Here is a 23,965-nt window from a genome sequence, read left to right on the forward strand (position 1 = left end):
GAAATCCTGCTTTCGTGGGTGTCCGAAATTCATTGTAACCTGTCTCAATCTGATCGCTAACTTCATGGTTGAGTCTCTGCCAAAAAGCGGCGTAAAATCTGCTCGATATGCTGGGGGCTGGTGTCATTGCCGGCTTGAGATAAAATCATGCGGGCAAATTCTTCTTTGCTGGGCACAGGCAAGGGAATTCCCATGGTATGCGCAACGGTTTCCATGGTTTTTCCATACAATTGCCAGGCCCGTGTAAAATTTGAATTTGAACTCAATTGCTGAATACGCGATGCTTGTGAAACGGCAGTGATAGATGAGTCAGTGGCGCTACTGATGCGATCTTGTAAGCTCTCTGATTGAAGGGGGCTGGTCAGCATTTGAACGGCACCGCTGACCCAATTGGAAATCATGGGAACCTGCGACATCATGCGTTTTGCGGCTTGATCCAGTCGGTGGGACTCTGAAAGTGCGTGGGTGGTTACGCTGGTGGGGCTGACACTGCGCCCCTGGTTCTGACCATAGGTCAGAGAGGCGAGATAGTCCTGGTTTTGAAGCATGCCTTGAAAACCCAAGGGCAAATAATCTTTCAGACGGGGTTCCTGGTTCAAATCCAAATATCCTTGGGCTCGGATTTTGGCGAGCGCCAATAAAATGGCCCTTCCCTGGAGGGCCTGATTGCCTGTGTATTCCTGGCTGTTGAGTGCCTGATCCAGGGCCGATTTTGCTTCCGCAGGAATTTTGTCGTCCTGCAGACCTTCTAGCCCCTGGCTCAAAAAGGTTTCTTCAAATTGGGCAATTTCGGCCTGAACGCTTCTGCGTTCTTCTTGAGAAAGTTGCGGATTGTTCAAGCGATTGATTGCGCTGTTATAGCGTTCCTGTAAATAATCAAGGCTCCAACCACTTTCATTTTCGGGTACACGCAAATCATTGGCAGGAGCCAGACCTGTGTCGGGTGAGGTTCTTTCAATCCCATGTTCGCTGTCCCCTGTTGGCGAATCCGGAGCGTGGGGAGCGGCTTCATGATGTGGTATCTCTGGCTCAGTTCTTTGCAAGGCTTGACGCAGCGGGGCATAATCCTGATCCAGACGGCTCGCGAGTGTAGGAGTAAACCGGATCGGGTTTTGGCCATAGCCCAGCACAGTATTGAGTCCGGCTTGAACCTGTTCTCGGGTATAGCCGCTGGCCTCTGCCATGCGCAGAATCTCGCTTGAATTGTGGGGGTTGCCCTGGAGTGAATTCATCACCAAAAATTTAAGCAGCGATCGACGCAAGAGCCGCTGGGGATCATAGGTGAAAACGCGACTGGCCTCAGCAAAGTCCTCACTGGGGCTGATGGAGCCATAATCACTGGATGCTGTCCGGTCATTGTGGGTCTGATCATGATAATCCTGACTGCTCATGTGAAAAACGCCAAAGTCTTCTCGCGAATCACTGCCTTCAAAAAAGCGGCCCCAATTATCCAGTACCTGTAAATTGCTTTCCTGATCCAGTTGGTGTTCCCAAAGATGGCTCACTTCATGTGAAACCAGTTGTTCCGCCATGTCCAGGCCACTGCCAGAGTCCATGACATTGAACCAACTGCTCACCAGATGGGAGGCGGTACTGGTATCAAAAATACCGTCGGCCAATTTGCTCATGAAGCTTAAATCAGTCTGCAATAATTGGGCTGTATCTTCCGAAACCTGAGGGGGGGGGGCCAATAATCCCTGCATCCGTGTATTCACATCCCGCATAATTTGTTTGAATTGATTGGGATGATCTTCTAATTTGTGGAATTGGCTCTCAAAAAAGTGCAGCATTTCCATGCGCTGGGGCTCAGACAGTTTTTTATCATCTTCAAGCCGTTCCTTGAAGGTATTGAGAGCCAGGGTCATTTGAAACTGGCGCACTGAGGCCGTGGTTTGGGCCCCATAAATGCCATCACTTGAGAGATTTGCGCGTTGACCATAGGGGCTGGATTCCCGCATAAACCCTTGGAGTTGAGAAACGGCATGGGTCTGCTCCATGCGGGCGGCCACCTGACGCAAGAGCACGGGTCCCATTCTCCCGAGCAATTGGTGCATATCGCGGGACATGGCATTGCCATCTTCAGGAATCATGGCAAAGGGCGTGCTGCCTGCCCTTACGTTTTCAGGCCGATCCAAAGCCCGGTAGCGGGTAATAAAATTGATCGCCTTTTGAAGATTTTCGACCCCGCCATATTTATCCACATATTCTGTCAGGAGAACGCGCTGTAATTCAGTGGTGTTGTTACCATCAAGGTGGCGTTCGGCAAGTTCCTGAGGGGTATATTCAGGGCTGGGGGTGCCATCCTGCAAAAGATTGCGTGTCAGCAGATCCAATTTGCCGGTAATATGGCGAACGACTTCATTCTGATCGGCCTGAACCGCTGTATCACTGAGTGTGATTTCGCCCCTTTCCTGATTGGCATGGGCCAGGTACATGGCCTGATTCATGCTATCGAGAAAATTATCTGTTGTGCTGACTGGGGGAGCCGGTGCCCGGTTAAAGCTCAGAGGCAGTTGATCGCCATTTTTATTCTGCCCCGCTGAACGGGCAATGACCTCTAGCTTTCCTGGCGATGTTTCTCGGATTTCACTGAGGGCATTGTAAACAGAAGCCAAGGAGGCACTGTCCCAATGGCTGCCACTTTCTTTAAATTCTGGGGCGGGATAGCCATCCTGGGTAAACAGTTGGCTGATTTCTGTACGCAAATGTGTTTCAAAGACTTCTGAGAGCTTGCTTTGTAAAACCGCAGGCTCTACTTTGCCATTGCTGCCTTTGGGAAGCGCATTCAGGCCAGCCTTGAGGGTCTGCATCAAATTTTGAACCTGTTCAGGACCGAGATTTCGCAATTGTTGCTGCAGCATGCGGCAATTGCGGAAGCCTAAACTTTGTGCAAGTGCGTCCAGGTTTTCCCGTTTGTCTGCAGGAATAGGTGTCAGGCTGCTGGGATCATTGCTGACTTGGTGGCTAAGAATCGATTCTAAATCCTCCAAATCCGCTTCCATTTTTTGCAGATTGGAATCGGGGGGCAGCGTTTCCGGCGCATTGAAGGCGATGGGATCAAATTCTGTCTCGGCATAGCGGCCGGTTTGATCTTGGCTGGGCAAGGCTTCGCTTTCTGTTGGGGAAGCCGGAGGGGGGGGATTGATGCCTGTTGGACAGGGTGGGTTGGGGCGTGGCGGCGGGCTGAGAGGGGCCACGGGTTGAATGATGGGATTGTTCAGCGGGCCTGTGGTGCTCATACCTCACTCCTTTAGAAAAGACACTGGGTACAATATACCCATTTTGCCAAATATTTTATCGTTCTTATAAGAAAAAATCAGCTGAGTTTCTTTTCAAGCCGTTTATAAAGCATTTCCAGTTCTTCGGGGGGAGGGGTTTCCCATTTCCGTGCAAAGGCTTCTTCCATTTGGTGGTAAATACGTTTGAGGCGTCCCAAGCTTTTTCGGAAGGTCGCGATTTCAAGCAAGGCTGCAAAACTGGTTTCATTACAGGGATCAATGCTGAGCATGCGATCGGCAATTTCTTCTGCCTCTTCTGGACGGTTTTGCTGGCAGAGCCAGGCCACGCTCCAACTCACCAAATCACTGATTTTTCTTTCAAGCCCTTCCCGTTCAGCCAGCCAATAATCTGCAAAATCCAATTCTGGCAACAAAGGCCCTTGATACAGTTTTAAGGCTTTTGCGGCTGATAGATAAGCCTGATCGGGTGTGTTTTCTCGCAGTTTCAGCCATTCCTGACTGGCTTCGTTTAAGCTTTGGTAATCCCAGAAAAAATCTGCCTGCCAGTTAAAACTGTAACAGGCATCGTGAAAGTGAATAAATTCAGAGGCCTGTTTGCCTTTGCGATCGGGCTCAAGCACTTTGCGCAGGGAGTGAATATGCACATCGAGCTGGCGCAGGGCCTGTTCTAAATCATCGCTGCCTGAAAGCCAGTCGGCAAGACTTTCACGGTGCATACCGTGGGGGTGAAAGAGCAACTGTATCAAGATATGCTTGGCTTTCTTGCGGGGCCAATGCGTGAGCGGGGCTTCCCCCACTTCAATCTGAAATCCGCCAAGCAATCGGATCGACAGATGAGAGCTGGTTTGAGGCGTTTGGATCAGGGTTTTGGGGCGGTTGGGCGTTATTTTGCTTTGGGCGCTTTCTGGGCACAATTCCTGTAGGGCAACACGTGCTTCACGCAAAAGGCTGAACGAGCCGCTCTGTTCAGCTTCTTTTACCACTTCTTCAAGGGTTTGAATTGCACGCTGTTTGTCGTCAAGGCGAGAACAGGTCAAGGCCAGATTGAGCCGTGCGTGCAGCGACTCAAAGGTGTTTTCGGGCAAAAGCGCAAGGGCCTGCTCATGCAAACGCAAGGCACTGTCATAGGATTTGTGAAAACGCCAGAGACGGGCTTCGACATCCGCAATCAAAGGGGTCATAAAATTCCAGTTGAGCGCTTTAGAGGTTTCTCTCACTTTTTCAAGTATTTCACGGCCCAGTTTCAGATCGAGATGCTCACCTAAAATTCTTAAAAAGGTTAGGTTCAACCACATCATGGGTTGGGCTGCGAGCGGTTCCTGGGCCACCTGTTCAAGAATGGTCTCTGGAAGTTGGTTTTCCTGACCCTGCAAGGCATCCAAAAAGGCCAGCATGATTTCAAGTTCCAGCAGCATTTGCGAGTTTTGTTCGGTTTGAGCCAGCACCTGGGCCTGCTGATAGGAACGTCGGGTTTGTGCATATTCCCCCTGCTGGTAGGCACTCAAACCTTGCAGGATATAGCCTCGGGCCTGAAGATTCAGTGCCGCCCCTGAATCGGCTCGCAAATCAAACAGGGCTTTTAGATGTTGTGCGACTTCCTGGTATTGGCAGAGCTGGCGGGCTCGGTTGGCTTTTTGGTAATACCAGGCGGCTTTGTCGACGGCATAGCCTTCGCTCAGCAGCGGCTCTGCTTCTGCTAGGGCCTGATCCAGATCAGACCAGCGTGCTTCAAGCGAAGCAAAATGAGCAAGGCGGGTTAGCATTGAAAGGCGCAGTGGCGCTTCAGCTGGCTTACAGAGTGCCAGCCCTCTTTCCAAAAGCACCTGACTTTCAAAGGGCGATTTGTCAGTTTGCAGGGCTCGCATTAGCCAGGCTTGTGCGCTGAGCAGCAGATGTGAGAAGAGCCGTTTGCGCCAGAGCGGCAGCCATTGATCCGGTGCCAATTGCCAACGGCGCAATTCGGGTAAACGGGCTGGATTCATGAATTCTTGCCAGTCTTGGCTGAGATCTTTGAAAAGCTGATCTATGGCTTGATTGAGCAGGGTTTCATAGGCCGATTCCCCGAGTTGGCCTGTTTCATAGCGAATTTCTAGTGCACAACCCAAGGGCCAGCCCGCCTGTTTTTGCCAGCGCTGGAGGGCTGAATCAGACCATTCCAGACCCGCTTTTCGCCATTCCTGTTCCGCCTGTGCTTGCGACCATTTTAGATCCTCTTGGTCTAAGTAGTGGGCATTTCCCGAAGCACAGCTGGCTGCAATCGGTAAATCAGGCCGTCTGCGACTGCAGAGCGTGAAATTAAAAGGAACTTGAGGGCAACGCAGAATTTCTTGCACCCATTCAAGACAGCTGCTCTGGTTTTCAAGTCGATGCCAATCGTCGATCTGAACCCAAACTGCAGCCTTGCTGAAGTGCTTGATCCAGGCTTCCGCTGTGTTTTCGCTTGGGCTTTCCAGACCCAGGGCGTCCAGCTCTTGGCTGAGCAGTGCCCAGAGGCCTGCTTTTTCAATTTCAGGCAGACGGTGGCTGTCCAATCGAATGCGGTTTCCCCCAAGACGCGCAGCCTGGGCTGTTAACCACCAGGTTTTTCCGTAGCCACCCGGAGCCACAAGAAAATTCAGCTGAGGCGAGGTTTGGGGGGGGGCTTGGGCCTTCACGCCTGGTAAAGTTGCTCCAACTCGTTGCCGTAACGCTCATAAATGGCTTTGCGACGTGCCTTGAATGAAGCGGTCAGTAGATTGTCTTCAACCGTCAGCGGTTTGGGACAAATCCAGATTTTTTTCAGAGTTTCATAGGAGGCAAGTTCCTGATTCACGGTCTGGATCTGTTCCATGGCCAGGGTATATGCCTTTTCTGAAGTGCAGAGGGCTTCCCAGGGGCTTTCAGAATCGTTTAAAGCTTTGCGCAAGGCTGTTTCTTCAAGCGTGACCAAAGCCGTCAGGTATTTTTTTCCGTCTCCATAGACAATCAAATGCTGAATCAGGGGGTTGTCCTGAAATTTGCGTTCAATATTTTGGGGCGGAACATTTTTGCCGCCACTGGTTACGAGAATTTCTTTTTTGCGATCAATGATCTTCAGAAATCCGCCCTCAAGCCATTGGCCGACATCTCCGGTTTTGAACCATCCCGCTTGATCGAAGGCACCAGCTGTTGCTTCGGCGTCTTTATAATAGCCCTTAAACACATTGGGGCCTTTTGCCAGAATTTCACCATCTTCAGCCAATTTAAGGGTCACACTGGGATAGGCTACGCCGACAGAATCAAAATTAAAGGCTTCAAAACGGTTCATGGTCAGGGTGGGAGAACATTCTGTCAGTCCGTAGCCTTCAATCACGAGCAGGCCCAGGTTATAAAAACCCTCTTTGATTTCTTTTTTGAGCCCGGCACCGCCTGAAAGCCCAAAAACCAGGCGCCCTCCCGTCACTTTTTCAAAGGCTGCTTTGTCTCCCCCTGCCGCTTGAATCTGCAGGTAGAGTTTTTCCCAATAGGCAGGCACTGAAAGAAAGGTATGGGGTTTTACACTGGCAAAGCGATCCAGTACATCCTTGGGGGAGGCAAACCAGCTCTGCCAGCCCAGCCGGTTACCGAGCATAATCGCACCAATGCCAAAGGCGTGGGAGAGGGGCAGCCAGTGGATATCGACTGCATTTTGGGGAATATGGGGGCCATTGAGTTGAATCCAGTCGTGGGAACTGGCTTCGAGATTGCTGTGGCTGAGCATGACCCCTTTGGGCAGGCCGGTGGTGCCAGAGGTATAAATAATCGTGGCGAGATCTTCACTGGCGACGGTACTCAAACGGCTTTCAAAGCTTGCGCCCTGGCCCAGACCTTCTTCTAGGGCCTGTGCAAATGAAAGCACGGGAACAGGCAGGTTGTGCGTGTCTGCATCACCTTCCAAGAGGATGATTTTTTCAATTTTTCCCAATGAAATGGTGGCCAAGGTTTTTAGAAAACTGGCGTCACAGAACAGGATTCGGGATTCGGAGTGATCGAGAAAATATTCGATTAAATCGCCTTTGCTGGCAGGGTAAATGGGCACGACAATGCCGCGTACACTTTGAATCGCACTGTAAGCCACTATCCAGGCATAGCTGGTATTTCCGAGTACCGCCACTTTTTCCTGGGTTTCCAGGCCTCCTGTCAGATAGCCTCCCAAGGCCCTGACATCTTTGCCATATTGGTTCCAGGTAATACTTTGCCAGTTTTCACCTGCCGGAATCATAAACCGGGGCTGATCCTGCCATTTTTCAATCGCTGCGAAAAGGTCTTTGGATTGGTGGGGGGCGCTGTTCAGATCCATGCTTGCAATCTTCTCCTCGAAGGATGGATAGTATTTAAGTGCATACTAGCACAGAATCAGAATCGCTCACAGAGCGAGATTCTAAATCGTGATGCAGAGTTCTTTTCAACTGTTCAGTCAACGATTCAAGCCTGAAGCTTTGGCCCTTATTTTTTGAGCTGAGTGACAACCCAATCCATGGCTTTGGGTTCAAAAACCAGGGCGATATGGTGGTAAGGCATGATCGTCTGATCCAGTAATTTAGCGCCAGCTGCCGTTAAGTCTTCAGCAGCAGCTGTACTTTTAACCAATGCCAAGCCATCACTGGGGCCATCGGTTTCATTGAGAATGCCTGGAATGCTGGGGCTGTTGCCAGCCAAGAGTCCGACTTGAATTTCAGGACGCACAGGAGAATGTTTCATCTTTTCGACGATATTGCCAGAGGCATTGATCACCGCGTCAATGCCGGGGCTTTCACTGACAAAGCCTTTGCCTCCGTTATAGGTGGTATACCAATCGGGATTGGTGGGCATCAGGGGATAGGTTTTGTCCCAACGGGCCAACATTTGCGCTTGACCTCTGAAATAGGGGCTGGCAAAGCTTGAGCGGGAAGAATCACGCCAACTGCCATAAATCAGGGCTTTGGTCCAGGCTACAGGTGCGTATTTGACGGGATCGTCATCCTCAGGAATCAAGGCCCAATGCACCACTGAGTGACGGAAGGTATAATCCAGACCCCGGTGCGGTGAGCCAATAAACAGGGCTTTGCGGATACTTTTGTGATAGGGTTTCATGCCGGGAGCCAGAATATCTGAGGTATACATGCGCAGGCTGAACCCGCCCTTGCTATGGGCCACAGCATCGACCTGAGGGGCGCCTGTGACTTGGCGAATGCGGTTGATGGCATTGTGAATATGGTTGACCCAGACGAAATTATCGCCGTGTTTATTGGCAAAGGTGACTGCGAAAACGCGAAAACCCTGACTTTTTAAATGCTGCATCAAGCCACTTTTACGGGAGGTATAGGGGGGCAGCGCCCAATTGGAAGTGGCATTGACATTGGCCCCGTGAATCAAGAGCACGGGAATTTGCGAACTCAGCCGGGCAGGAGCCCCCGCATCATGTAAACAGACATCGGTAGAGGGAGGGAGTTCGGTGCCAAAACAGCTGACCACTTCAGGATCCCGTTGGCGGCCACGATCCTGCATGGGCTCTTGAGGCAAGCCTGGGGTACGCAGCAATTCCATGTTAGCCCAGATTTGGCCTTTGGTTTCTTTGACGACCTGAAATTTTTCAAAGCCGGTTTGGGCCGGTTGAAGATTGGGAACGGTTGTTGACTGCGCACTAAAGCGGGCAGGTGCGCCTGTAGTAGTGGGTGAAAGCGTATTTCCCTGGCAGGCTGTGAAAACACTGAGTAAAACGGCGATGCCAGTGAGGCGACGGACTGAAGTGAGTAAATGCATTTTTGGAAGGCTCCCTGAAAAATCCCGATTGATCCCAAACATCAGATAACTTTAACTCTTACTTAATATTAACTAAATAATATTCAACTTACAAGTCACTTACAAAATGAAGAGAATCGAAAGATAGGTTTGAATTTGATAACGCACTTACATTCTCCCCTGGTATTATAGCGAAATTAAGTCTAAACTTAGCGAAGAATTTGTGGCAAGTTCTTAACTTGGGAAATGAGTCTTGGGGGTAAAACCCGTTTTAGAGCGGCTTGTAAGTAAGTTGTAATTCAAAGATATTAAAATCAGGTTAAATTTCAAGGAGGCAAGCACCGTGGCGCAAGCAGTTCAATCACCCCAGCAGGCCCTTTTGCCCGCTCAAAAAAAATGGGGCATTGCATTTATTCTTTTTGGTATGTATGTAACCTTTGGCATGAGCTGGTTGGGAATTGTTCCTGTCCTTCCTGAGGTGCTCAAGGCCTTGCAAATTGACGTATCGCAAGGCTCTTCTCTGTATTCAATTGTTTCTCTGGCTAAAAGTATTGTGCCGATCATGGCGGGCATTCTCGCTGCACGTTGGGGCTTGACCAATACCTTGCGTTTAAGTGGGGGCCTGATACTCATTGGCCTTTTGATTCCCTTCTTACCCGCCTATGCCCTGTGGATTGCCGGACGCTTTGTCTTTGGCGTGGGGGGGGCGATTTGGGTGGCCTTGATGGGGGCGGTGACCATGCAGATTTTTCCTCCGGGTCAGCGTCCAATCGTGAATGCTTTCAATGGAGTCGCTGTCAATATCGGTATTATTCTGGCGCTTCAGCTTACCAATCCTCTCAGTGCAGCTTTGGGTTGGAAGTATACCCTGGCGATTTACAGTCTTTTAAGCGGTTTGTTTTATCTTGGACTTTTGTCTGTGGGCTCTTTGGCCCCTTCACCGGCGAAACAGGCCCCTGTTTCAGGTACCGGCCAACTGAAAGTTGAATCTCAAGGGCCAGGTTATCTCGATACCTTGAAAATGCCTGTGACCTGGATTGTTTCCTTGTCCTTTGCGGGCCCTTTGGCGCTTTACCTTGTATTAAATTATTGGCTGCCGATCTATTTTCAGGAAGTGACCTGGTTGGTTCCGGTGACTGAAGGCATGACCGAAGTGGCGCGTAAAAAGATCATCAAGGGTGAAATCAACCAATTGATGAGTTGGTTGAATCTGTGGGGCTGTGTCAGTTCGATTGCCACAGGCTTTTTACTGCAAAGCTTTAAAAAGACCAAGCCCTTTATTCTGGTGGCTTCAGTGCTCTTACCCGTCGCTTCTTTGATGGCTTTGCAAAGCAGTGACAAAGGGGTCTTGACCCTGATGCTGGCCTTGACGGGAGTGGGCATGTTTCTGAGTGTCGCTCCCTTGGTAACCCTTTTACAGAGTCAGCCCAAGATGAATCCTGTTGTGATTGGCATGATTATGGGCACCATGTTCAGTGTGACCTATATTCTCTCTGCCATGGCGCCAGAATTGGTGAGCATGGGCTATAAAGCCAAAATCCCCCTGCAAACACTCCTGATGATTTGCTGTGGAATGACGCTTTCTCCGGCCTTTGCATTGCTCTTGCCCGAGCGAACAGACATCTAAAAAAACAGCGGCCCTCGGGCCGCTGTTTTTTTAGAAAATATTTTAAAAAGTCTTTAAGAGTTTACAACCTGACGCCAGATATCCAGGCGCATTTTTTGTTCATCGGTATGGGCCAAAAGTTGAAGAATGCCTGTGCATTTTCCAATATGCATGGCAGCATTGGTTTTATCTCCCGCGAAATTATTTTCTGCGAGAAAATCGACGTGTTCTCCAAACAGAATAAAAACGCGCTCATCGGAGGCGGGTTTGGTATGCACATGTTCTGCATTGCGGAAATAGTTCACGTAAATTTCAAGTGCTTTTTGAATTTTGGCAAAATCTACTTGGGCAACATTTTCTACCTTGATCACGGATTCAATTGCCTTGAGTACCTTGACCATGCCCTGGGTGGCTTCCTGCTCACGCTCAAGTTCTGCGAGCATCTGCTCCTGCTCAGTTTTGATCTTCTTTTTACTGTTCATCATATAAACAGAAGATTTGATTGAGTTATAGGTCAGGCCAATAATGAAATATTCACCGTGCTTAAGGGCTTCAAGCACAACTTCTTTATTGCGTTCGATTTCAGTTTCAAAGAGTTTAAAGGTCATGGTGTCCAATGAATTTTGAATGACACCATAGCGCTGGAGTTGCTCCATCGACATCGAAAAACTATATTCCGCAAATTGCATTTCAGCATCGGCAGTGGCTTCACTTAAGTGGCGGGTAATATCGCCAATGCCAATTTCATTGCGCATATATTGATCGCAATAATAACCAAATTCAACACATTTCTGGCTGAATTCAGACAAAAACTTATCAACCGCAGCCGGATCCGCCGGCTGAGGCATTCCAGGTAAGCCTTCCATCATCATGTCTTATTTGTGCCTGCAGCTCTTGTTTAGCATGAGCAAATTTACTGAATTTTAGTGTACCTTAAGTTGCTTCAGATCCCCAAATAAGGGAAGCAAAAAACTCACTAAAATTATCCCCCAGACCTTGAAAATTTCAGCTTCGAATTTATCGTAACCAGATCCCTATGCATCTGTAAATCATTCCCTATTGAACCAAGCTTTAGAAAAGAGTCTAACCAAGTTCCTCAGACAGTGTCTGTGATCGATTCTTTTATACTTTAGAATGGCATTTTAACAGGATTTTTTGCTTGTGGGGATGGTTCAGATCAAGTATACTGGTGTATTCACCCCGAACAATCATGGTTTTTTAGCGCATGATTGTTTTCTTGGATTGTTTTCACACGAAGCTCTGTTTGAGCCCTCGCGAAAGATTTCACGATATTCTGAAAGGAGCGTTTTGGTCGGGCGATGCCTAGACCAAGACTGGATTTTTCCAAGCATGAATGCACACCCCCTCTTTTTTCTTCTGGATGGTCATGCGATTAGTTACCGTGCCTATTTTGGCATGATGAAGCAAGGAAAACCCCTGCGAACCCGTGCGGGTCTTCCCACCGGTGCTGTTTTTGGCTTTACCCGTATTTTGTTTGAACTGATACGTTCTTACCAACCCCATTTGCTCGCCGTCTGTTTTGATCGACCCGATCCGACCCACCGCCATGCCCAATACGATCAATACAAAATTCACCGCCAACCGCCGCCTGATGACCTGATCCTTCAGTTTCCCTATATTGAGAAAATGGTTCAAGGCTTGGGAATTCCCGTTTTTTTTCAGCCGGGTTATGAGGCCGATGATATGATTGGTTCTTTGGCGCTTCAAGCTGCCGCCCAGGATTTTCAGGTCAGAATCGTGACCGGCGACCGTGACTTGTTTCAATTGGTGAATGAAAAAATTCAAGTGCTTCTGCCGGGTAAAAATCCGGGTGAATTTCGGGAATATACCCCTGAAAAAGTATGTGAAGACTATGGCTATACCCCTGAACAGGTGATTGACTATAAAGCGCTGGCAGGGGATACCTCAGACAATATTCCCGGTGTGCGTGGGATTGGCGAGAAATCTGCGCTTAAACTGCTTCAGAAACATGGCACCCTCGAAGAGATCTACGCCCAGTTAGATACGGTCGACAGCAAATTCCAAGCCAAGCTGCGCGAAGGGCGAGACAGCGCTTTTATGAGCCAGACCCTGGCCCGAATAGATACCCAGGCGCCCGTTTTGTTTCAGGTTGAAGAATGCGAACTTTCGCAGCCCCGTTTGCCTGAATTGACCGCCCTTTTGCAAGAACTTGAATTTAACAGTATTCAACGTGAATTGCCTGAAATTTTTAAATTTTTTAAAGAGTCTGAGGGCGATATTGCCCAGGTAGAATCTGAACGCAAAAAGCTTGAGCCCGAAGTCAAAATTCTCACCACTTTGGCTGAAGTGGAAAGTCTGGCACAAACACTGTCACAATCGCTTTTTGCCTTTGATACCGAAACCACAGGCTTGACCTGTTTGAATACCGGTCTGGTAGGCATTTCCTTTGCCCAGGGCGAAAAACCGCTTGAAAATGGAACCTGTTGGTATTTGCCTGTTGGGCATGCGTTGACGCTTGAGAATCAGAATATGCTGCCCCAGGCTGCAACACTGGAACTGCTCAAGCCTGTTTTTGAAAATCCAAATTTTCCCAAGGTGGCGCACAATGCCAAGTTTGACATGAATGTCTTGAGCCAGTTCGGAATTCAGGTTCGCGGCCTGGCAGATGATACGATGGTCATGGATTATGTGCTTCAGCCCGACAGTCGGCATGGACTGAAGGAGTTGTCTCAAAGTTATCTGGGGCTTGAGATGCAACCGATCGAAGATCTGATTGGGACGGGCCGGAAACAAATCACCATGGATCAGGTGGCGATTGCCGATGCTGCCCGTTATGCCGGTGCAGATTCCTTGGCCTGTCTGGCCTTGCAAAAAATGCTGATTGAAAAATTGGCAAGTGATGGGAATTTTAAACTTTACCGTGAGATTGATGCGCCCTTGGTTCAGGTTTTGGCTCAGATTGAACAAAATGGCGTGAAATTGGATACTGCATTTTTGACGCAGCTTTCACAGCGTTTGGATTTTCAATTGCGGGAGCTTGAACGGGAAATTTATGCCATGGCAGGAGAGTCTTTTAATCTCAATTCTCCTAAACAAATGAGCGTGATTTTATTTGAAAATCTTCAGTTGCCCGTTAAAGGTTTAAAAAAGAACAAGACAGGCTCTTTTTCAACCGATGTCAGCACGCTTGAGAAATTAAAGCTCTATCACCCGGTGATTGATAAGATTTTGGAATACCGACAATTGACCAAGTTGAAATCGACCTATGTGGATACCTTGCCTGCCCTTGTCAATTCCAGAACCGGACGCTTACATACGACTTACCACCAGGCTGTGGTGGCAACAGGCCGTCTTTCCTCAACAGACCCCAATCTTCAGAATATTCCGATTCGCACTGAACTGGGGCGTGAAATTCGCAGGGCCTTTGTGGCAACAGATGCTGAACACTGTTTGGTCAGTTGCGATTATTCGCAGATTGAACTGCGTCTTCTGGCGCATTACTCTGAAGATGCCCGTTTTATGGAGGCCTTTCACGCCGATCGGGATATTCACTCTCAAACCGCCATGGATATTTTTGGACTCTCGGCACTTGAAGACGTCAGCTCTGAAATGCGCCGGATTGCCAAAACAACCAATTTTGGCATTGTCTATGGGCAAACCGTGTATGGCCTGGCCAATACCCTGAATATTCCCAATAAGGAAGCCGCTCGAATCATAGACCAATTTAAACTGCGCTATCCTGGCGTTGAAAGTTATATGCACAAGACGCTTGAGTTTGCGCGTGAGAAGGGCTATGTTGAAACACTTTTTGGCCGCAGACGGCCGCTTGCGGATATTCATCATCCCACCCGCAATCTGCGCGAATTTGCCGAGCGAATCGCGATCAATTCTCCGCTTCAGGGAACGGCTTCTGATCTGATTAAACTGGCGATGATCCGCATTCAAAATTGGATTGATCGTGAGCAACTTCCGATTTCAATTTTATTGCAGGTGCACGATGAATTGTTATTTGAAATTCCCTTGGCTGTTTATGAGCAGGTCATTCCGCAAATTCGTGCCCAAATGGAAGAGGTCTGGCCTTTAAAAGTTCCCTTGAAGGTGGATATCCATGCCGGTGCAAACTGGATGGAAGCCAAATAGACAGAGGCTTGGGTTTGCCATTGACTGAAGCCTGGGCCTAAAATACTTACACTTTAAAGCTTACGAGGAGATCCTGATGAAAACATTCCTGCATTCCGTTTTGGCCAGCAGTTTGGTCTTGGCCAGTATCAGCGTTTTGCCCACCATGAATCCAGCCAGGGCTGCGGCTGTTACCGAATCTGTTTCTGCCATGCAGGTAGAACAATTTGTGCTGCCCAATGGATTAAAAGTCTATTTGAACCGCAAAACGGATAAGCCGCGTTTTTACGCGCAGGTCGTGATCAATGCGGGAAGCAAACAGGACCCTTCGGATGCCACAGGCATCGCACACTATCTTGAGCATATGCTGTTTAAGGGCAGCGATGAACTGGGTACCCAGAATTTTGCCAAAGAGAAGGTTTTACTGGATAAAATTACTGAACTGTATGAAAAGCATTTTCAGAGCAAAGATGAGAAACAAAGACAGGATATTCTCAAGCAAATCAATCAGTTGACGATTGAGGCCAGTCAGTACGCCATTCCTGGAGAATTGGACAGCCTTTACTCCCGTTTGGGTGCTGAAGGCTTGAATGCCTATACCTCCAATGAAGAAACCGTTTATTTGGTGGATATGCCCTCCAACCGGATTGAGCAGTGGGCGAAAGTAGAAAGCGAACGCTTCAAGGATCCGGTTTTCAGACTTTTTCAATCTGAATTGGAAACGGTGTATGAAGAAAAGAATATTTCCATGGATGACAAAGATGACATTCTTTGGGAAGCGGTCGCAGAAAAACTGTATAAAAAACATCCCTATGGGCAGCAGACTACCTTGGGAACCGTTGAACACCTTAAGAATCCCTCTTTGAAAAAAATGTATGCTTTTTATCATCGCTATTATGTTCCCAACAATATGGCGTTGGTGATTACGGGAGATATTGATCTGGCAGCCACGCGCAAGCTGATTGAAAAGTATTTTGGTACATGGAAATCTGCTGCTGTTGCGCCTTTTCAGGTGCCGTCGGAAACGCCTATCAAGGGGCGTGAACAGATCGATGTCAATTACAAGGGCGAAGAAAAAGTCATGTTGGCTTTTCGAACCGTTCCCTATGGTCACCCCGATAAAGATGCCTTGGCGATGGTGGACATGTTGCTGGATTCTGGAGACTTTGGCCTGATCAAACTCAATCTGGTGCAAACGCAGAAATTGCGCGCGGCAGGGTCTTCACCCTGGATGAACCGTGATTATGGCTCTGAGCATCTCTACGCTGTTCCCCGTGAAGGACAAAGCCTTGAGGAAGCAGAAAAAATGCTGCTTGAACAACTTGAGCTTTTAAAACAGGGCCATTTTGATGAAAAGCAGATGACGGGAGTCGCCCTTGATTTTGAAATGGCGCAGAAACGCCGTTTGCAAACCAATCAAGGAAGGGCCTCTTTAATGACTGAAAGTTTTCTCAAGGGCCAATCTCTTGCCGATTTAATGAAGGCTCCCCAGCGCATGCGTCAACTCACCAAACAACAGGTGATGGAGGTGGCCCGCCGTTATTTTGGCAAAGACTATGTGGTGGGCTATCGCCACGATCAGGAATACAGTTTTCCGAAGATTCAAAAGCCCCAATTGGGAAAAATGAAACTGAGCCCCAACCAGCGCAGTGCTTTTGTCACTGCTGTTGAGGCCGTCAAACCGGCCCCGATCCAACCCCGCTGGGTAGATTATAGCCGTGATTTTAAAATCTCCTCATTTGCACCTGGGGTCTTGTTTTATACTGCCCAGAACCCCTTCAATGATCTCTTTCAATTGAGTTTTTCCTATGACTATGGCGACAAACACCAGCCAGGTTTCTGCCAGGTGATGGATGAACTGAATTTTGCTGGCGCAGGCTCGCTGAAAGCCCCTGAAATTGCCAGACGCTTTTTTGAAATGGGCGTTAAAGCCAGTTTCAGCTGTGGTGATTATGGTTTCTCCATGAACCTGACAGGCTTGGATGAAAAACTTGAAGAGGCTGTAAAGCTTGGCGAACAGGTGCTTTGGAACGCCCAACTCGACCCCCAGCATTTTCAGGCCAAACTTGAAAATCTGATTGCCGATCGTGCCGATCAGAAAAAAGACCCCAAAGTTTTGCGCCAGGCCTTGCGCAATTATGTCCGCTTTGCTGAGCGTTCAGGCTATTTGGATCGCATGAGCGAGGCCGAGCTGAAACAACTCAGTGTTCAACGCTATCCTTTTTTCCGTGACCAATTGCGCAAACAGAATTTTAAGCTTTTCTATCTGGGGCAGTTGCCCCGTGAACAGGTCGAGCGCGTTCTGCATCAGCACCATCAGCCCCAACAGATTCAGGTCCCCCTTTTGAACCCCCGTCAGGCCCCTGAATTGAAGCTGGAAGCGCGCCATAAGCAACCCGTTAAAATTTACTTTCTGAACAACCCCAGTGTCCAGAGCCAAATTGATCTGATTATTCCTGGGGGCATGGTCAAGCCAGAAGAAATGCTGATGACCAGTTTTTATAATGAATATATGGATGGCGGCATGGGCGCTGTGATGTTTCAAGAGGTAAGAGAATCCCGTGCCCTTGCCTATTCTACTTGGTCTTATTTCCTGCATGGCAATCGTTTGGGCGATCAGGATCAAATGCTGGGATATATTGGAACCCAAGCCGATAAATCTGTAGAGGCCTTGAAGCTCTTTATCGAGCTGATCAAAAATCCGCCGCAATCGGCCAGCCATTTTGAACGTGCTTACCGTGCACTTGAAAATCGTTACCGCACGGAAGTGATTGACTATACTACTGTTTTGGGGCGCTTTCAATATTGGTCAGATTTGGGCCTGGATAAGGATCCCCGACCCGAAGAGTTTGCCCGTCTCAGCAAGGTGAAACTGGAGGATCTTTTCTCCTTTGTCAAAACCAAGATTGCCTCACAGCCCCTGACGTTCACGCTGGTGGGTGATAAATCCAAAATCGATATGGCGGCCCTGCAAAAATTGGCTGAAATTGAAGAAGTGCAAGTGAGCCAAATCTTCAAAGATTAATTGAATGGACTCAAGAAAGGTGAAGGCTTTGGCTTTCACCTTTTTTTAATGTCTTTAGGTATCTTCAGATTGACGGGGATCGACGGCCGGTACATCGAGATAGAGATGTTCAAGCCGTGAGCGCCAGAGTTCGATTTCCTCATTGGCGGTTTGGGGCAGAATATTCGCTTTTTGTTCAATGGCAGGCAGGTCGTCTTCGTAAATTTCAATGATGGTTTCCTGTTTGCGGTAGCGTCCGGTGATCAGCCAAGTAAATCCTGCCACCAGGCTCATGGTAATCAGAAAAGCGAAAAAATTTAACCAACCAGTATGCCCGGCAGGTGTTGAGGACAGAGTTTGAGAAGCTACCTGTGAAGACAGAGATTCGACCATTGTCGTATGACTCCAGGGGAGGATACAAACCATTATATGTGATGGAAGTACTTTTGCGTATACTGGAAACGAAAAAAAGCTTGAAATCTCAGGCCTGTTCTGAGCCTACTTGGGGCAATTGATGGAAAATTCAGCTTGGCTGATTGGCTTAAGGTATAATACCTGCACGATCTTGCCCAAGGATACTGCCAAATGGAAACCATGAAGATTCAGGGAGTCGAATTACTGCTCTCCCAAGCAACCACCATGAACCTGAGCTGGGTGGGAAATCAAGAAGTAAAACGCCAATTGGAAGCTGCCTGGCTCATTCTTTCGAACCAGGATTTGCCCATGAGTCCCCGAATTATTGGGAAACCGGGAATTGGCAAAACCACGCTGGCCTACTGTGTGGCCCAGGAAATGGCTGATGAAGTTTATATTTTTCAGTGCACAGTGGATACCCGGCCTGAAGATCTGTTGATTACCCCTGTGATTGCAGAAAACCAAAAGATTCGTTACCATGCCAGCCCTTTGGTAACTGCCATGTTACGGGGCGGGATCTGCATTTTGGATGAAGGCAATCGTATGGGGGAAAAGTCCTGGGCTTCCCTGGCCCCCTTGCTGGACATGCGCCGCTATGTGGAGAGTATTATTGCAGGCATTAAAATTCCTGCGCATCCGGAATTTCGTCTGGCTGTGACCATGAATGAGGATGCGAGCACCTTTGATGTGCCTGATTATATCCAATCCCGACTTCAACCCCAGATCGAAGTGGGTTTTCCCTCTCGCGATGAAGAAATGGCGATCCTGGAATCGAACTTGCCTGAAGCGCCCACCGATGTGCTGACGGTCATCAGTGAGTTTTTGCAGCGTTCTCATCAACAAAACAAACCCTATACCACCCGCGATGGGGTCAATATGGCCCGCTATGCGCTCAAGCTTTTGCACTTGGGTCAAATTTCTCAAACAGAAGCGATTCAGCAGGCTGTCGTACAAACCTTGGATGCCGCCGCACTTTCCTTTTTTCTTGAAAAAAAAGCAGAAGCCAACGAATCGGTGATCAACCGCTTGCAGGAAATTTTGCTTTTGGGGTCTCCGCTGGCTTCTAGCCAAGAGGATTTTTCCCCGCTCGATGAATTTGATGATGATGTTGACCTCGCGGATTTTGCCGACGAGGAAGATGATCTTGAAGAGAGCTGATGTCCTTACTTCAGTTCGGCAATATTACCTGTATACCCTCTTTTCATAACAGCTTGCAGTTTGCGAGGGAAGTCAGAAAGGCGTTTCAAACCCTTTTGCCGGATATTGTCGCGATTGAACTGCCTGATATCTATACTTCAGACATTCTTCAGGCGGTAGAACGCCTGCCACGCCTTTCGCTGCTTTGCATCAGCCAACAGGAGGGGATTTACAGTTATTTGCCTGTTTTTCCCAATGATTCGATGATTGAAGGTATTCGTCTGGCCCGCGAAAATCATTTGCCTTTGGCCCTGATCGATCTGGCTGTTGAAAATTATACGCCGGCAATGATTCCCTTTGCGGCTCCCGATGATGAGGCTATTGGGCCTCTGGGGCTGGAAAGCTATTATCAGACGGTCTTGCCCTATCTTCCTGTTTCTGGCCCAGCAGGCCCTGATTATCTGCGTGAAGAACATATGGCTGCCCGTTTGCACCATCTTTCCACCCGCTATCAAAAAATTCTGTTTATCTGTGGTATGAACCATTGGGAGTCGATCAAAAGCCTGCTTGCGAAAAATCACCGCAAGTTTCATGCCCATCAACTGGAAGGGGTGGCTTCACCGTTTTTGGCGAAATTGGGCCCGAAAGCCCGCTATGCCCTGCTTGAAGAAATTCCCTATCTGGTCTTGCATTTCGAACTTTCCCGTCGCTTTGGCCTGCCCTATGTCCGCAACAGCCTATTGCGTAAATTGCTATTAGAAGCCCGTGAGGCACCCGTTTTTGAGGAAGAGGGGTATACCCTGCGGGAATTGCAGAATATTCTGCGTTATGCCTCTCGTTTGGCTTTAACAGATAAACGTATCAGCCCAGACCTATACAATTTACTTTTGGCCTGTAAACAAACCTTGGGAGATGATTTTGCGATTGAGGTCATGGATCGCGCCTTGGCTTATCCCTATGAAGACGATGCCGAATTGCCTGAAATAGAATTTGATCCTGAAACTGCAAGTTTCTTAATGGGCATGCGCAGTATTACCTTGCAGAGACGCTTGCCTCCTCCGATTGCTTCCCCAAAGGGCAAAGACTGGATTGACCTTAAAATTGTGCGCAAAAAAACAGCTGAACTGCCCCAAGGCTATCAGCCCTTTTGGTTTTTCTTCGGATTTTTCTCGCATATACCTGAAGATATGATTCTGGAGGGCTTTATTGAGCGTTTGGGCGATAAACTGGCCTCTCAGGATGCCTCTACAGAGGTGCGGGTTCAAGAATTTAAAGGCAGTTTTTTAGATGGCATTGCCATGCGGGAAACGATTCGAGCCCACCATTTGGGCAAACTCTACGTCAAGGAAGAAAAAACGCGCTTGCTGCCCTTGGGGGCTTGGATTATGGTCTTTGATGAGGATTTGAGTGAAGAAAAATATCCTTGGATGATGTCGCTGTCTGCAGAACATCACAATGAATCTGATATTGCTTTTTATGCCAGCAATCCAGCCCTGCATCCTGTCACACGTGAAATTATCCGGGCCAAATATGGGGCCATGCTGGCATTTAAACCAGCTTTGCCCGCTGAGCAGAAATTGGGGTGGGATGCGCTGGATGTAGATGAGCAATTGCGCAAAGAGCAGTTGTTGCGTTTGGCGATAACACATAGCCCACGGCCTGGGGTGCTCTATTTGGCAAATCAGCCCCCCGATGATTATTTTTATGAATTGGCGCGCTACCGGGGAAAAGAACTCTATTTTTTACCCATCAGCCGTATTTCACAGCGACATTTAAAGCGTATTCAGCAGTTTCATTTGCTCAGTCGTCGGGAGGTTCGTAAAATTGCCGATGACTATATCTAAAAAATGGAAGCGGGCTGGGCTGTTTTTCTTGAGTTTGAATCTCTTGATTCAACCTGTGCAGGCCCAATCCGCCCAAGTTATTCTGGATGAAATGCAAAAAGCGCTTGAACTCTCTCAACCGCAACTGCAATTTACACGCAATGCCCCTGCCCCTGTTCAGAGTTTTGTGCCTGAAGGCAAAATTCTAAAGGCCTATACGCTGGGGGCAGGGGATGGACTTGAAATATCACTTTGGAATCACCATCTCCAGTTACAGTACAGTTTAACCGTCTCGCCCCAGGGGCAATTGATGATTCCTAAATTGGGAGTTCTACAGGTTCAGGGCTTATCACCCGAACAGGTTGCTGCCAAAATTCAAACGCTTTTACGCCATAATTACAAGGATGCTGTTCAGGTCTCTGTGGTTTTAAGTCGGGTCAGAACCGTTCAGGTTTTGGTCACAGGCTATGTTCAAAATCCAGGTTTTTACCAGATTCCCTGGGGCACCCGTTTAATTGAGGTTTTGCGCCGCGCTGGCGGCGTGCAGGATCAGGGCTCGATACGCCATGTGCGCTTCCGACACGGCGAGCAGGAGCGCGAATTGGATTTGTTTCGCTTTCATTTTGATGGGCTTTTGGCGGATAATCCCCTTTTAGAAGGCCAAGAAAGCATCCATATCCCTGTCGTAAAAAATCGAATTGCTTTAACAGGACAGTTTTACCGGCCGGGTCAATATGAATTGATGCCCGGTGAAAATCTTCAGGATTTGGTGCTGTTGGCTGGAGGGGCCAAGCCGGGGGGCGATCCGCAGGGTTTGTTACGCTGGCCCAAGGGCTTGGCGGGTTCGAAACTTCCGCTTGAAACCCTGAGCCTGGAACAGGTTTATACGCCGCAGAATGGCGATATCCTACACTTGCCCTTGCGCAAATTGCCCCAAGAGGAAAAGAACCTCACGATTTATGGGCAGGTGCAACAACCGGGTGTTCAGGCCTACCGTCGCGGCATGAATGTGCAGGATTGTCTGCGTTTGGCAGGCGGGCCGCTGCCTACAGCAAATCTCAGTGGGGTGCAAATCAGCCGTATGACCCCCCAAGGTCGAACCGTGCTGACCTTGGACCTTCAGGCCTGGATGCAAGGGCAGAATCATGATGGCGAGACTGAGATTCTGCCAGGAGATATTCTCTTCATTCCTGAAGCCTTTCTTTCGGTGCGGAATATTATGGAATTGACCACCCTGGTGGTAGGGGCCTTGGGGATTGTCAGCGTGGTGATGAACTTGAGCAGGGGCCAGTAATGCGAAAGCTGAGTTTTCTGACGTTTCTGCGACGTTACCTGCTGTTTATTGTGTTGACAGGGCTGATGGGGACAGTTTTCAGCTTTTTTGCCGTGCGCTGGGCTGTTGTGCCGATTTATCAGGCCCGCACCAGTCTGCTGATTCTGCCTGCTCAGCAAAGTGGCAATCTGAGCCCCATGCTCTCTCAATTGGAATCTCAATTGGAATATTTAGGCCCTTTACAGTCTGTGCTTTCTGGAAAACGTTTCAATTCTTCCTTAAAAGACATGATCAGTATTCTGCGGAGCCGAACCCTGGCTGAGCAGGTGGCAGCAGAAATTCCACTCAAGGATTTGCCCGAAGTTAAAAAAGAAATGCGCAAACACAAAAAGGCAGATCCGCATCGCACCTTGATCAACTGGCTGATTAAACAACTTGAAATTCAACCGCCAGACAGCAAAGAGGGAACCTTGCGACTTCAGATCAAACTCAGTGATCCCCAATTGGTGGCGAAACTAACCAATACCTATATCCAAAAATTGGAAATTTATTTGTTTCAGTTGCTGGGGCAGGATTCAGATTTACATCAAAAATACCTTGCCAAACAGCTCAGCCGTATGGGGCAAGATTTACAAACCATAGAAGATGAAATGTTGCGTTTTCAGAAAAAAAACCGCCTGGTCTCCTTAAATGATGAAGTCAAGCAAATGATTACCCAATTGGCAGAATTGGAAGCCGAAGAGCTGACTGCGCAATCTGCTTTGAAAGAAAGTCAGGCCAAACTGGCCCGGCTCAGTTCTCAATCCACAGAATTAAACAGCAATTGGTCAGAAGTCGCCAATCAATTGGAATTGAGTGCTGCAGGCCTGAGAGAACGAAAGGCAGAAATCCATCGCTCCCGCCAGCGCTACGAAAGACTTTTAAGTGCCTTGCCGCTTCAGGCGCTTGAATTGGCCCGTTTAGAAAGGCGTTTGGCTTTGAAAAATCAACTTTTTGTTTTGCTCAGCCAGCAACAGCAAGCTGCCCAACTTGAAGCCGCCCGCCAATCTCCCTTGTTTAAGATTTTAGACCCGGCTTTACCCGCAGATGAACCGATTTTTCCGGTCATGCCAGTGGTTCTTGCCATATCTGGTATCATATCTATAAGCATGGGGGGAATCCTCTCTCTGTTGCATTATGCTGCGAACGCATCCAAGGAGCTAAATCATGCTGAAACGTAGACTGTTCCTGGCGATTTTACTTGCCCTTCTGATGATTGGCTGCGCCCAAAAAGGCAAAGGTCTTTCCCCTGAAGAGCAAAAATATTATCAGGAACTGAATCAGGCGCAAGAACAGTTGGAATTGGTTCATTCCTTTGTGGATTCAAGTAAAATCAGCAAAGCACGCTATGTGATGAAGTTGGATGAAGTCCGCCCAGTAACCCAACGGGTTTTGGCGAAATATCAATCTTCTCCCTTGGCTGAGCGCGAGTCCTATCGTGCGCTTTTGCGTGCCTATGAAAGCTATTTGGTGGCACGAAAAATGTGGGAAGAAGACAAAGGCATGGCGCTTGTCAATGAACGCATGGCAGAAGGTGCTTTGTGGCTCAAAAAAGCGGATACTTTTCTGAAGCAGGAAAAGAAAGGCCTTGAACCTGGAGAAGAAAAATAG

14 protein-coding genes are annotated in these 23,965 nt (G+C 48.4%); 8 read left to right on the top strand and 6 right to left on the bottom strand.

Features of this window, described 5'->3' with window-relative positions:
* Positions 1–62: 62 nt before the first annotated feature.
* From COW20_16520 to COW20_16535, 4 genes are all read right to left on the bottom strand, one after another.
* Positions 63–3,239 carry a hypothetical protein gene (locus COW20_16520; protein PIW46523.1) on the bottom strand — a complete coding sequence of 1,059 codons (3,177 nt, stop codon included), beginning with the start codon at positions 3,237–3,239 and terminating at the stop codon, positions 63–65.
* A gap of 77 nt (positions 3,240–3,316) precedes the next feature.
* Positions 3,317–5,893, bottom strand: a complete 2,577-nt coding sequence (locus COW20_16525; protein ID PIW46524.1) for a hypothetical protein — start codon at positions 5,891–5,893, stop codon at positions 3,317–3,319.
* On the bottom strand, positions 5,890–7,536 hold the full coding sequence (locus COW20_16530) for a hypothetical protein (protein PIW46525.1): 1,647 nt from the start codon (positions 7,534–7,536) through the stop codon (positions 5,890–5,892). The genes COW20_16525 and COW20_16530 overlap by 4 nt, the downstream gene beginning before the upstream one ends.
* Positions 7,537–7,682: 146 nt before the next feature.
* Positions 7,683–9,020 carry a hypothetical protein gene (locus COW20_16535; GenBank protein PIW46526.1) on the bottom strand — a complete coding sequence of 446 codons (1,338 nt, stop codon included), beginning with the start codon at positions 9,018–9,020 and terminating at the stop codon, positions 7,683–7,685.
* 280 nt (positions 9,021–9,300) lie between these two features.
* On the opposite strand from COW20_16535, the gene COW20_16540 reads away from it, so the two are divergent.
* Positions 9,301–10,584: a hypothetical protein gene (locus tag COW20_16540; GenBank protein PIW46527.1), complete on the top strand. Its 1,284-nt coding sequence runs from the start codon at positions 9,301–9,303 to the stop codon at positions 10,582–10,584.
* A 53-nt stretch (positions 10,585–10,637) separates the two neighbouring features.
* On the opposite strand, the gene COW20_16545 is transcribed toward COW20_16540, so the two are convergent.
* The gene (locus COW20_16545; GenBank protein ID PIW46528.1) at positions 10,638–11,435 is read right to left on the bottom strand and encodes a hypothetical protein; all 798 of its coding nucleotides are present in this window, start codon (positions 11,433–11,435) and stop codon (positions 10,638–10,640) included.
* Positions 11,436–11,730: 295 nt separating this feature from the next.
* On the opposite strand from COW20_16545, the gene COW20_16550 reads away from it, so the two are divergent.
* Both COW20_16550 and COW20_16555 read left to right on the top strand, forming a co-directional pair.
* Positions 11,731–14,685 carry a DNA polymerase I gene (locus tag COW20_16550; protein ID PIW46529.1) on the top strand — a complete coding sequence of 985 codons (2,955 nt, stop codon included), beginning with the start codon at positions 11,731–11,733 and terminating at the stop codon, positions 14,683–14,685.
* 76 nt (positions 14,686–14,761) lie between these two features.
* Positions 14,762–17,689: a hypothetical protein gene (locus tag COW20_16555; GenBank protein ID PIW46530.1), complete on the top strand. Its 2,928-nt coding sequence runs from the start codon at positions 14,762–14,764 to the stop codon at positions 17,687–17,689.
* A 54-nt stretch (positions 17,690–17,743) separates the two neighbouring features.
* On the opposite strand, the gene COW20_16560 is transcribed toward COW20_16555, so the two are convergent.
* Positions 17,744–18,061, bottom strand: a complete 318-nt coding sequence (locus tag COW20_16560) for a hypothetical protein (protein PIW46531.1) — start codon at positions 18,059–18,061, stop codon at positions 17,744–17,746.
* Between the two features lie 192 nt (positions 18,062–18,253).
* Between COW20_16560 and COW20_16565 the strand changes: the two genes are divergently transcribed.
* Genes COW20_16565 through COW20_16585 form a run of 5 tightly spaced genes read left to right on the top strand, consistent with a single transcriptional unit; the run spans position 18,254 to position 23,965 of the window.
* Positions 18,254–19,240 (top strand): ATPase, encoded by a 987-nt coding sequence (locus tag COW20_16565; protein ID PIW46532.1) that lies wholly within the window; start codon positions 18,254–18,256, stop codon positions 19,238–19,240.
* Positions 19,240–21,063, top strand: coding sequence for a hypothetical protein (locus COW20_16570; protein ID PIW46533.1), 1,824 nt, complete (start codon positions 19,240–19,242; stop codon positions 21,061–21,063). The genes COW20_16565 and COW20_16570 overlap by 1 nt, the downstream gene beginning before the upstream one ends.
* On the top strand, positions 21,050–22,336 hold the full coding sequence (locus COW20_16575; protein ID PIW46534.1) for a hypothetical protein: 1,287 nt from the start codon (positions 21,050–21,052) through the stop codon (positions 22,334–22,336). The genes COW20_16570 and COW20_16575 overlap by 14 nt, the downstream gene beginning before the upstream one ends.
* Positions 22,336–23,535, top strand: coding sequence for a hypothetical protein (locus COW20_16580; GenBank protein ID PIW46535.1), 1,200 nt, complete (start codon positions 22,336–22,338; stop codon positions 23,533–23,535). The genes COW20_16575 and COW20_16580 overlap by 1 nt, the downstream gene beginning before the upstream one ends.
* Positions 23,522–23,965, top strand: a complete 444-nt coding sequence (locus tag COW20_16585) for a hypothetical protein (GenBank protein PIW46536.1) — start codon at positions 23,522–23,524, stop codon at positions 23,963–23,965. The genes COW20_16580 and COW20_16585 overlap by 14 nt, the downstream gene beginning before the upstream one ends.

This window comes from bacterium (Candidatus Blackallbacteria) CG13_big_fil_rev_8_21_14_2_50_49_14 (genome assembly GCA_002783405.1).
In the GTDB taxonomy this organism is placed as follows: Bacteria; Cyanobacteriota; Sericytochromatia; order UBA7694; family UBA7694.